6 protein-coding genes and 1 pseudogene are annotated in these 12,244 nt (G+C 34.1%); 5 read left to right on the top strand and 2 right to left on the bottom strand.

Annotated features, from left to right (window positions below; all coding sequences use genetic code 11):
* Nucleotides 1-10 precede the first annotated feature (10 nt).
* Both IPP64_11155 and IPP64_11150 read right to left on the bottom strand, forming a co-directional pair.
* Nucleotides 11-253, bottom strand: a complete 243-nt coding sequence (locus tag IPP64_11155) for a hypothetical protein (GenBank protein MBL0329948.1) — start codon at nt 251-253, stop codon at nt 11-13.
* A gap of 48 nt (nt 254-301) precedes the next feature.
* The gene (locus tag IPP64_11150) at nt 302-2,734 is read right to left on the bottom strand and encodes a T9SS type A sorting domain-containing protein (GenBank protein ID MBL0329947.1); all 2,433 of its coding nucleotides are present in this window, start codon (nt 2,732-2,734) and stop codon (nt 302-304) included.
* Between the two features lie 253 nt (nt 2,735-2,987).
* Here IPP64_11150 and IPP64_11145 point away from each other — a divergent pair, with 253 nt between their 5' ends.
* The 5 genes and pseudogenes from IPP64_11145 (at nt 2,988) to IPP64_11125 (ending at nt 12,139) form a co-directional block, all read left to right on the top strand.
* Nucleotides 2,988-5,360 (top strand): polysaccharide biosynthesis tyrosine autokinase, encoded by a 2,373-nt coding sequence (locus IPP64_11145; protein ID MBL0329946.1) that lies wholly within the window; start codon nt 2,988-2,990, stop codon nt 5,358-5,360.
* 155 nt (nt 5,361-5,515) lie between these two features.
* Nucleotides 5,516-7,192, top strand: a complete 1,677-nt coding sequence (locus tag IPP64_11140; GenBank protein ID MBL0329945.1) for an ABC transporter ATP-binding protein — start codon at nt 5,516-5,518, stop codon at nt 7,190-7,192.
* 54 nt (nt 7,193-7,246) lie between these two features.
* Nucleotides 7,247-9,451: a T9SS type A sorting domain-containing protein gene (locus IPP64_11135; protein MBL0329944.1), complete on the top strand. Its 2,205-nt coding sequence runs from the start codon at nt 7,247-7,249 to the stop codon at nt 9,449-9,451.
* 4 nt (nt 9,452-9,455) lie between these two features.
* A complete protein-coding gene (locus IPP64_11130) occupies nt 9,456-10,685 on the top strand; it encodes a glycosyltransferase (GenBank protein MBL0329943.1) in 1,230 nt (409 codons plus the stop codon).
* Nucleotides 10,686-10,734: 49 nt separating this feature from the next.
* Nucleotides 10,735-12,139, top strand: a pseudogene (locus IPP64_11125) (MBOAT family protein).
* Nucleotides 12,140-12,244 lie beyond the last annotated feature (105 nt).

Here is a 12,244-nt window from a genome sequence, read left to right as displayed (position 1 = left end):
AGAATCCCGATTAAGCGGGATTCTTTTTTAATGAGTTGTATATTTTTACTCCTCCATAGGTAGCTCCTGCAATTAATAGCAATATTACACTGCTGTCAAGAGGAATTGGACATGGAGGAAAAGGTCCACCACAGGGTGGTGTAACTCCCATACCCATACCCATACCCATACCAACAGCAAACGTATTCGTTATAAATGCCGGTGCACATATCAAAAGAAAAATGAAGGCTATTTTTAAACTATTTTTAGTCATAGGTTGATTTATTAACGCAACAAAGTTAAACTTAATACGAATTCAATTTTATTTTCTTACAAACTTTTTTGTAACAGCTCCTTTAGCAGATTCAACTTTAATGAAGTATAATCCACTGAAATCTTGAGGTAATGCAATGTTTACAGATTGTGTAGTTGCATTCACAGTTGTTCCTTCAACAATCGTTTGCCCTAAAACATTTACTACCGAAATAGTTGTGTTGGTGGTTTCACCGAAGTTGAAATTAACCAAATTTCCTTGTGAGGTTGGTAATATCTCCACTTCGTTACTAAAGTCGTAGGTAGAAGCAGGCGCAGCAACAAATGATTTACAATTGTTATTGTCTTTATTAAGCAACAAGATAAAGCGGTCAGGGCTATCATTAACATTCATGTTGAAGCAATATCCATTTCCTTCATTTAAGTCAACAATTTGTCCTGTTAGTTTGTCTTGAAGTTTGATACAGGTATAATCAGAAATGTATTCAAAACCGGAAGCGGTAATTTTATAAGATCCGTTTACAGTTACTTGCGTTTTTAAAGCAATAGAATATGTTTCGTTTGATACGTTAAATGTGTTTGTATTGATTCTTTTACCGTCTACCATTGTATACATAGCTGGTGTAGCTTTGTTTGGACTGTTTCTGAATGGGATGTCTTTTCTGTCTACCCCGTCAGACGCATCAGTTGAAGCAATCACTTTAAAATTGTGAGCATAAGAATTTTCAGTGCTCGCAAGTTTTAATGTAAAGTAAGGAGCCGCTTTTTTAGATGCTCGAATATCATGAACCGTTGCATTTATTTTAGAGGATTCCAAAACAAATAAGGTAGGCGTTGCAGAGAAATCAGAATAAACCCAAAATCCTTGAGTAGAAGCAATTTCATCATCTGCAGTTACGTCTGCCCAATCACCAATTGTATAATCGTACATTTCGATATAGTCAAATAATCCGCTTGCAGCTCCACCGGAAGATGCATATACAGATGCCCAAGAAATGCTTGAAGCGAAAGGATTACCAACTAAGTTCCAACCCTGAACGTTTGCCGAAACAAGAGAAGACAAATCCTGATCTCCTTGTGTAGGCACACCAACAGTCGTCAATGTTGTTGCAGGGAAGTTCGTATAGCTGAAATCACCGGTTAAAAACACTTCGAAACCTTGTCCCGGTGTAAGTGGAGTGCTTGAAGAGGTTACTGCAACGTATGCATCAGCAGTTTCGTCATATGTGGAAGCTGATCCTTGAGTTGTTCCTGAGCTTGCTGGCAAATAGCTGATTGCAGGTAATTCATTATCCCAATCCAAAAACGTTGAGTTTTGAACCGGTGAAGCTAAATCGGCAAATGTGGTATCTCTCGCTGAAATAAAGCGCTGAATGGTGAAGTTTCCGGAAACAGCACCTGTTCCAGTTATTGGAGCAATACGAGCGGTTTTTGTAGCGGTAGACAACATCGTAAATGTTTTTCCATTTGTGTTAAGGATACCATCTGTTAATGTTAAAACTTCGCTTAATGAATAAAGACCTGAAGAAAGAATTACTCCAGAAGGATTATTAATTGTTAAACACGTAAAGTCGTATGCAACACCTGTATTAGATAAGGTTTGAAGCGATGTTCCGCTTAGAAATAAATTTTTACCAGTGGAACCTGTAAAATAAGCACCATTTGTTTTTGTAATATTTCCTTCTACTGTTAAGTCAAACCCATTTGGTTTAAAATTCATTAAACTGGTACCGGTTCTGGTAAGGGTTAAGTTACCATGCACAGTTGTGTTTGCACCCATTAGTTTTGTTCCGCCATTCGTCAGTATTAAATTAAAATACCCAGAAACTGTATTTGGTAATGTTCCTCCAAAAATACTATGTGTTACAGTATTTCCTGTAGCACTTGCATCAAATGTTCCGATACTAGCATAAGTTCCTGCAAAAAAGGTATTTGAAACACTTGTTGTTAAATTTGAATTAGGTCCTTGAATCCAAGTTGCTCCCGCTGATAAAACCATTTGTTGTACTCCAATTGTTCCATTGTTTGTCACAATTACGCCAGCAGTGATGTATGTTTTAGCTGTTTTGAAAATGGAAACAGTAGCATCAATGGTTGTATTTACTTTAAATTGCCAAATCATGGTCGGGCTGAACGTTCCTGTTCCGGAAACCGTTTTTGTGTTGGTAATGAAATAAATAGATCCAGTACCACTTTCTGTCCCATTTACAGTGTAATCACCTTTTACATTGATACCTCCTCCGGATAACATTGAAAGAGAACCATCAACGGTTAAGTTTCTAACATACCTTAACGAATTAACTGTTATTGTATGTCCGGATGAGATAGTAACATCGTCATTTAATCCGGGAATACCGCTTGGAGTCCATGAACTAGCAACATTCCAATTCACCGGTCCTGCTCCTGCACTTACATAGCTAATGGAAAATGCGCTGCCAATACTTGCAATAAACACGATTGAGCTTAGTAGAAATTTTTTCATGATTTATGTGAATTAAAAAGTATAACTAAAACTGAGTAGTAGTATGATTTAAAATTGTTTATTTGTCCTAGTTACAAAAGAACGAAAATTTATTGAAATACTCAACGATTGGTTATATAAAAAATTTCCTTTCGTTTAAAAAAGCGGTGAATTTGACTTATTTGTATGTAAAAAAAATATCTTCTATGCATTCTTCTAAAGTTTCAAGGCATTATGGAGTTATTTGCTATATTTGTCCTGCAAAATTATAGGTATGTCAAGCAATAAGAAAAGCAATATTGTAGAAATAGATGATTTATTGTCGCTATTAAAAATCATCACCAAAAATTGGTATATCATCATTTCCTTTGTTCTTCTTTCTGCAGGTATTGCCTTTTTTTATACCTATAAGCTTCCTAATATATACGCTGCAAAGACTCAAATTCTATTAAAGTCGGATGAAACCTATGATTATCAGAATCAAATCTATAAAGGGTTAGGTTATTATCAAGCCTACCAAGATAATACTAACCAAATTCGTGTAATCACTTCCAATGATTTGATTGGAAAAGCCCTAGCAAAGTTAAAGTTAGACATTTCTTATTTTATTGTTGGGCGACTAAAAACAACCGAAGTATATCAATCATTACCTTTTGAGTTTAATGTCAAATATCTTGCTGATTTTTTATACGAAAAGGATATTAAGTTCAAAATTATTGATGAAAATAAATTTGAAATTATTTATCAAAAAGGGAAAAATGAAGTCAGCAAAAAATTTGAATTTGATAAAGAAATAGTAGATAGTGATTTTGTTTTTACCGTAAGTAAAAACGATAATGTGAACAACAAGGCGATTGTTGATTTAAGTGGTTACAACTATTTGGTTCGTATTCATGACAAAGATTATTTAACCTATATTTTTAAGAATGCTTTAAATGTTGAAAATATTGAAGGAACAACAATTTTAGAATTGTCGTTGGAAGATCAAATCCCTTCTCGTGCCGTAACCTTTTTAGATACTTTATCTAAGGTGTATATTGATTATACTTCTGAAGCTCAATTTGTAATCAATGAAAATACCTTAAATAATATTGAAAAGCAGTTAACCGGTGTAACGGATGTTTTAACATCCATCGAAAATGATTTAGAAACCTATAAGTCGGATAAAACAGTATTAGACCTGCCCAAGCAAGAAGATGAATACTTTAAGCAGTTGGTAGATTACGATGCAAAAAAGAGACAACTTCAACTTTGGCTTCAGTCCTTAGATGCTTTGGAGAAATACATTCTTGCGGTGGGTGCAAACAAAGATGATAAATTGCTTCCTCCTTCGTTTTATATTGAAGAAGGAGATGATTATTTAAAAACGGCTATCAATGAGTTGTATGCAATGCAGATGACCAGAAATAGTAAATTGTTTAGCTCCACTTCTGAAAATAAAAATATCAATGAGTTGGATCAAACGATGGACTTGTTGAAGAAAAACATTTTAACGTATATCATCAATTCAAAAAAAGGAATTGCACTAAGAATTAATGATGTAAACAAACAAATATTAGATTATACAACCATTATAAAAGGAATTCCAAAAACACAAAGAGACCTTTTGAACATTCAACGGAAAGTGGATGTGAATGAAAAAATGTATGTATATCTTTTGGAAAAAAGAGCCAATACCGTTATTGCCCGCGCAGGTATTTTACCTCAAACAAAAATTATAGAGAGTGCACATTCAATTGGTATTATCAAGCCCAATAAACGAAAATACCTTTATTATTTTATTCTAGTAGGTGGTATTTTAAGTTTGTTAGTCGTTTATCTGAGAGTGATTTTTTATTCAAAAATAGAAAGCATATACGAATTGAAAAAAATCACGAAGCTTCCTGTACTAGGCGAAGTCTTGTTTTCTGAAGAAGCAACAGCTGATTATATTATCGTAGATAAAGATTCAAAATCACCGATAACAGAAAGTTTTAGAGCAATTCGAACAAATTTGGAATTCATGGCGAGTGAATTGAATTCGAAAGTTGTATTGATAACTTCTTACAATCCTGGTGAAGGTAAAACATTTTGTTCTGTCAATTTAGCTACCATTCTTGCAAAAGCAGGTAAAAAGGTATTGCTGTTAGAGTTGGATTTACATAAACCAAAAGTGCAAAAAGCATTGGGGATGACTTCTGAAGTAGGTATTACGAATATTTTAATCGGTAAGTCTGATATTCCATCAACGATAATGCCGACAACCGTTGAAAATTTGAGTGTAATTCTTTCCGGACCAACTCCTCCCAATGCCTCTGAGATTATTTTAAGTCCGCATTTAAAAGAAATTTTTGATTACGGTCGTGAGGTTTTTGATTATGTGATTGTGGATACAGCACCTGTTGGATTAATTACAGATGCCTTGGTAATCATGAAAAATGTGGATATTTCCTTGTTTGTTTTAAACTCAAAATTTGCTAAAAAACAAGTTGTTGAAATAGCAGAAGAAATTGTGAGTACAAATAAAGTAACCAACTTCGGTTTTATATTAAATGGAGTTAAACGTAAGCGTTCCGGATATTACTATAATTATGGTTATGGCTATGGTTATGGTTACGGTTATGGAAATACCTATGGTTATGGTTATGGCAACAACAAAAAGAAGTAGCGTGCTTTGAATGCATTTTTATCTCCTGCTTTTTTGAAATTCATAGATTGTATATTAATTCTACCAGTTAAAATAAGATGTTAGGCATTTTCGGCAAAACATATAGTCAAGTATTTGAAATTTTACCTGCAAATTTTAAAAAGAAATTTTTAAGAATGCAGGTACTTATTCTTTTTACAGGAGTTGTTGATTTATTTGGATTAGCCGCCTTTGTTCCTGTTTTATCAGCCGTTGCAAATCCTCAAATCATCAGCAGTAATCGTTTTTTTTCTTCCTTGAAACAATTTTTAAATGTCGAAAGCAATAATCACTTTCTATTGATATTGTTTGTTAGTGCATTCTTTTTTTTCTTTTTAAGATCTGTATTTATTCTTTACAGTCAATGGTTACAGAGTAAGTTTGTTTTTGTTTTAAGTGAATATATTGGTGAGAAAGCGTATCGTTATTACATGGATTTAGATTACCAAACTTTTCAGAAAAAACAATCTGCTGAAATTATTCGTGAACTAACACTTAGTCCGCAACACTTTTCGAAATTTTTAGTGATGCCCTTGCTATTGCTTTCTGCCGAGATGCTAATTGTTGTGCTTATTATAACAGGGATTGCTATTTTCGATATTAAAGTATTTCTTTTATTGATTGTTACCATCTTTCCTGCTGCGTTTATATTTCATCGACTGGTTAAAAAAAGATTAAAACATTATGGGGAAGAACAAAACAGAGAAACACCCAAATTGTATTCCAACAGTAATCGAGGCATCAATGGTTTTATAGATGTAAAGCTTAGAAATAAAGAATCCGTATTGATAGATGATTACATTGGAGTGTTTAAAAAGTTGAATAGAATAAATGTTGTTACTACAACTTTAAATATATTTCCTGCAAAACTTTTTGAGCTGGTAACCGTTGGCGGATTAATGGTTATTTTTATTTATGGTGCATTTATGGCAAACAACCCTGCAGTTGTTATTCCATTGATTGCGGTATATGCAGCTGCCGGTTATCGAATTATTCCCTCGCTCAGTAAAGTGATTCCTGCCTTAATGCAGTTAGAGCAATTTTCGTATTTGTTTGGTATTTATAATGCTCCCTTAAAAAGCAATGTAGAAGCAAATTATAAAAAGCAAGAAGAAATTTCTTTTGAAAAAGCTATTGAACTCAATGGAATTTCGTTCAGATTTAAAGATGAAGCCGAATGTTTTATCTCAAATATGAACTTGACAATTAAAAAAGGTGAAGTAGTAGGAGTGATTGGAAAATCTGGGTCAGGAAAATCAACTTTGGTGAAAATTATTACCGGTTTCCTCAGATCAGAAAAAGGGTCACTCACAGTGGATGGTGTTTCCATTGATGATCGAAATATGAGAAGCTGGATGAATCATATCAGTTATGTGCAGCAGTCGCCTTATCTTGAAAAAGGGAGTTTAGCTTCCAATATTGCTTTTTTGGAAACGAACATAGATATGGCTCGATTAAATAAGGTCATTGGTATGGCTTCTCTGACTTCACTCGTGAATGGCCGCAACCCCTTAGATATTCTGATTGATGAAGAAGGAAAGAATTTGAGTGGAGGACAAAAACAGCGGATTCTGATTGCTCGCGCTTTATATCACAATAGTCAACTCATCATTTTTGATGAGGCTACTTCGGCATTGGATAATCAAACAGAGGAAGAAGTGAACGAAACGTTAAAACAAATAAAAGGAACAGGAGTTACGATTATCATCATCGCGCACCGCTATAGTACGTTGATTCATACAGATAGAATACTTCAGTTTAATGATAATAATGAATTGGTGGAAACAAGTTATTTGAAACTACAATCAATGTAGTGTTTGTTTTTGCAACCGTTTTTTACTAAATTTGATAACCAAGATTACTCCAAGATGAAAAAAATATATTCAAGTCTGTTCGTATGCCTTTTCTTGATTGCAATTGAAGGTGTAGCACAGTTCCCTGGTTTTATAAACTATACCACTCCAACCACGAACTATTCAGCTTATCAGGACAATGGTTTTATTTGGATTGCGAGTAGTGGTGGTCTAATGAAATTTGATACCGTTGCAAAAACAACTACTCATTTTAATGCCTATAACTCAGGGCTTCCTTGTAACAATGTATTTTCTATTGCAAAAGATAATTCAGGTAATTTTTGGTTTGGAACAGGGGGAGGGGCTACCGGTTATTATGAAGGAATTATGGTTGGTCGTGGTTTGGTAAAATATGATGGGACAAATTGGACGGTATATAAAACGTCTAATTCAGGGATTTGTGATAATAGTGTTCGTACCTTATTTATTGAAAATGATACTGTTTGGGCAGGAACTTATGGTGGTGGTATCTCAAAATATTTTGGAGGAATCTGGACGACTTTTGATCGGTTGAATTCCGATTTGCCTTCCGACACCGTTTCTTGCATTGTAGAAGATTTAGATGGGTTGAAATGGATTTCCACATACAATGGAGTTGCTTCCTTTAATGGAACAACCTGGACCATCTACAATAAATCAAATTCAGGATTACCTGGCGATACTGTGAGAACAATTGCTATAGGACCGAATAATGAAAAGTGGTTTGGAACAAGTAGAGGTATTGCGAAATTTAATGATACTGCTTGGACCACCTACACAACCACCAATTCAGGATTATCCTACAAAAATGTTGTTACTATATTACCTGAGCCGGATGGAAGTATTTGGTATGGCACATACGGTATGGCAGAAACCTATGGCGGAGGAGTTGGTAAATTTAATGGAACTATCTGGACAAACTATAACAGCAGTAATTCCGGATTGCCGAGAGATAATGTCGCAATTGTAATGGCTGATGCTTCCGGAAAAAAATGGATTACCAGTGAGCGTGGCAGTAAAGCTGGAGGAGGACAAGCACAAATGAATCGTTTTAGTGGAACGGCTTGGGAAACGTTTGATTTTATCAATACAACTTTGATGGTGAATTTTTATTATACCATTGAAAAAGATGCAGCTAACAATTTATGGTTCGGTGGAGAAAAGTCTGGTTTAACAAAGTATGATGGTGCTACTTGGACAAATTTCAACATTGATAATTCAACGATTTCTGACGATGATAATTATTCTGTGAAATTTGATTCTTATGGTATTTTGTGGACAACACATGATCGAGGACGATTGGATAAATTTGATGGAACAACTTTTACAACTTATTATACTCCGGGAGGGATTTTTGACGACCCTTTCGCTTTGGCAATTGATACTGCAAATGTAAAATGGCTGGGATGCAGGGGAACCGGTTTGTTTTCTTTTGATGGAACGACCTGGACCAGCTATACTACATCTACTTCAGGCTTACCGCATAATTATATTAATTGCATAAAAATTGCCCCTGATGGAAAAAAATGGATTGGGACGAATGGTGGAGTGACGGTTTTTGATGGCACAACTTGGACCACTTACACCGTAGCGAGCTCTGATTTACCACACAATACTGTTCGTGGAATTGATTTTGACCAATTTGGAAATGTTTGGTTAGCTACGTTTGGAGGATTGGCAAAATTTAATGGCACCACTTGGACAAATTATACTACTTCAGGAACCGGATTGCCAAGCAGTAAAATATATAGTATCGCAATTGATAGTTATGATACAAAATGGGTGGGAACGTATACTGGGATTGCGAAATTGTCAGGAACAACTTGGACCACATTAAGTAGCTTTGTGAGTGCTCCTTACAATTACATCAATGATATTAATTTTGATGCAGCAGGGGATGCATGGTTTGCGACACAAGGTCATAGTTTATTGGAATACAGCAATACAATACTAACAAATTACCCAACGAATACATTTGATTACGCTGAATTGTTGAATTATCCGAATCCTGCAGTAGATGAAGCTTTCTTGCAGTTTGATGTTGATAAAACAGAAGGAAATTACACACTAACCATTTTGGATGCAATTGGTAAAAAAATTGAATTACCATTTGTGTCTTATCAAGAAAATAATCATCAGGTATATCAATTAAATACTTCTTCATTATCTAACGGAGTTTATTTTTATTCGATTACATCATCCAATACTGTGAGAAGCGGTAAAATGATTATTCAAAAGTAAGTTTATGAATGCAAGAAGTACCGTACTTCAGTTATATACCGCTAGTTTTCCATATGGAAAAGGAGAAAGTGTTTTAGAAAATGAAATACTAGTTCTTTCTAAAAAGTTTGAGAAAATATATATTCATCCGAAGTCTTCAAAAGCTGGGGATAAGAGAACTGTGCCCGATAATGTGATTGTGTTAGATGCAATCAATGATCGCTCGAATTTAAATTCTTTCGGTATTTTTTTTAAGAATTTTGGTTCGATTTTATGGATACTTTGGAGCGAATTTATTCATTGTAACAACAAATTTTATTTCATAAAGAAAATTAGAAGCTTCAATTCCCTTTTAATTAGAGCCTTCTATGATGCAGCATGCATTAAGCAGTTGTCAGGTTTTTCTGATAAAAAACATGTTCACTATTCGTTTTGGATGAATGATTGGGCGTTGGCACTTTCGGTTCTTAAATATAAAAAGGATATCAATCGTTTTATATTCAGATGTGGTGGCTTTGATATTTACGATGAACGTCACGAGGGTAACTATTTACCATTCCGCTTTTTTATCTATAAAAATACTTCCGCCATTTATCCCAATTCTTTGTTTGGAACAAATTATATCAAAAAGAAACAATGTTTTGAGGATAAGGTGCAATTGCAATATTGGGGCACCAACGATTACGGATTGAACCCTTTTGCTAGTCAAGGCATGTTTACAATTGTATCCTGTTCTAATTTAATTCCTCTAAAACGTGTCCATCTCATCATTGAAATTTTGAAACAATTAAAATTTGAATTCAAATGGGTGCATTTTGGAGATGGTTTTTTAATGAACGATTTAAAAGAAAAGGCGAAATCCCTTCCCGACTCAGCACATTTTGAATTTAGAGGAAGTGTATCCAATCAAGAAATATTAAATTTTTATAAAAAGAACAGCGTGAATTTGTTTATTACTACGAGTGAAACGGAAAGTTTACCCGTATCTATTCAAGAAGCAATTAGTTTTGGTATTCCTTGTGTTGCAACCAATGTAGGAGGGATTTCTGAAATTGTAAATGATACAACCGGTGCATTAATTGAAAAAGATTTTGATATAAAAGCTGTTGCAGCCATTGTTGATGGATTTTATTCAGGAAACAAAAATACTCCGGAATACAGAAAAGGCGTAAGGCAGTTTTGGTTGGATCATTTTTCAGCTGAAGTAAATTATAATGCATTTTACAACGAAATTGTTCAACGAACTCGTTCTTAAATTTGCGTATATTTAATTGTAGTGTATAAATCGCATTTATCGGATACTAATGTTATTTAATTCGTTTGATTTTTTTCTTTTCTTTCCTCTCGTTACGCTGCTCTATTTTATTTTGCCGTATAGTTACAGATGGTTGTTGCTTTTATTAGCAAGCTGCTATTTTTACATGGCATTTATTCCATATTACATTTTAATTTTAGGTGCGACCATTGTTGTTGATTATTTCGCTGGAATTTTGATTGAAACTGCCACCGGAGCAAAACGAAAACGACTCTTTTTGATTATGAGCTTAGTCGCAAATATTGGAGTATTAGCGGTTTTTAAATATTATAATTTTTTCATTGAAAATATCGATCGGTTAACTGCAACATTGGGTTTCGAATCACCAATTCCATATTTGTCAATCATCCTTCCAATCGGATTGTCGTTTCATACATTTCAAGCGATGAGTTATACGATAGAAATTTATCGAGGAAATTTTAAAGCAGAGCGCCATTTTGGAATCTATGCACTTTATGTAATGTTTTATCCACAATTGGTTGCAGGACCAATTGAACGACCACAAAATATTTTACCTCAATTGAGAAAAAAAAATGATGTGGATTACGGTAGAATCGTGAGGATTAAAAATGATGTTGTGGGGCTTTTAAAAGATAGTAATTGCTGATCGATTGTCTGTAATTGTAAACTAAGCTAATAACTCTCCGGAACAGTACGATGGGATTTCCTTGTTATTTGCTACCTATTGTTTCGCCTTTCAGATTTACTGTGATTTTTCAGGATATTCTGATATTGCCATCGGTGCTGCAAAAGTAATGGGGTACGATTTGATGGAGAATTTCAAAACCCCTTATATTTCAAAATCAATAAAAGAATTTTGGGAACGTTGGCATATTTCATTGTCTTCCTGGTTTAGAGATTATTTATACATTCCTTTGGGAGGCAACAGGGTTTTAAAATGGAGATGGTATTACAATTTATTTATTGTTTTTATTGTTAGTGGATTTTGGCATGGGGCAAACTGGACTTTTATCATTTGGGGGGCATTGCATGGCTTTTATTTAGTCGCAGCCCTTTTGCTTTCCGTTGCATTTAAAAGATATATGGAAAACAAATCGATGCCAATCCAATGGATTAAAATTGTTTTTACATTTCATTTAGCAGTGTTTGCCTGGATCTTTTTCAGAGCAAAAGATTTATCGGTTGCCAAAGTAATCATTTATAAAATTTTTGATTTTTCAAATTATTCGATACAGGATGTTCATTTGCTTTCTGTAATGAAACTAGCAACCATACTGCTTACCGTATTTTTGCTTTTCTTATTTATCCTTTCAGATGTTAAAATGGATGGACTCATAAAGAACCGTTTGGTATTGAAGTCGAAATTTTTTAATATGGCCTTGTATGCTGATTTTGGTGTTCATTCTTATGTTTGGTTATTTTGGTCAAACTGATTTTATTTATTTTCAATTCTGATGCACATAAAAAAATTGGTTATAAACGGATGTTTGTTTTTGGCAATGGTAGTTGCCGTCTATTTTGCATTCATGTTTGTACTT

The sequence above is a fragment of the Bacteroidota bacterium genome (assembly GCA_016722565.1).
Classification (GTDB): Bacteria; Bacteroidota; Bacteroidia; order 2-12-FULL-35-15; family 2-12-FULL-35-15; genus 2-12-FULL-35-15.
The sequence above is the reverse complement of the archived record's forward strand: the minus strand, read 5'-3'. Positions and strand labels throughout refer to the sequence as shown.